Origin of the sequence: Staphylococcus pasteuri (assembly GCF_030547725.1) — a bacterium.
In the GTDB taxonomy this organism is placed as follows: domain Bacteria; phylum Bacillota; class Bacilli; order Staphylococcales; family Staphylococcaceae; genus Staphylococcus; species Staphylococcus pasteuri.
This window is the reverse complement of the sequence record NZ_JAUOQO010000367.1, coordinates 1-269: the sequence shown is the minus strand read 5'-3', so window position 1 is coordinate 269 and position 269 is coordinate 1. Positions and strand designations below refer to the sequence as shown.

Genomic DNA, 269 nt, shown 5'->3' with positions numbered 1-269 from the left:
CCGCGATCCTTCTTGCGGATGAGCCGACCGGCAATCTCGACGAGGCAAACGGCGGCGCGATCATGGATCTGCTGTTTGGACTGCGCGATCGCCATGGCGCGACTCTTGTTCTGGTCACCCATGCGCCCAGTCTGGCTGCGCGCTGTGACAATGTCGTGCGGTTGCGCGATGGCCGGGTCGATGACGTTGCGCGTGAGGCCGCAGAATGAGCCTTGCGACCGACGCGGCCTCTGCCGCCCGTTTTGCCCGTCGCGAGCTGCGCGGTGGCC

1 pseudogene is annotated in these 269 nt (G+C 66.5%); it reads left to right on the top strand.

Annotation, left to right across the window (positions count from 1 at the left end):
* Window positions 1-209, top strand: a pseudogene (locus Q4528_RS14020) (lipoprotein-releasing system ATP-binding protein LolD); the annotation flags it as partial.
* Window positions 210-269: the final 60 nt, after the last annotated feature.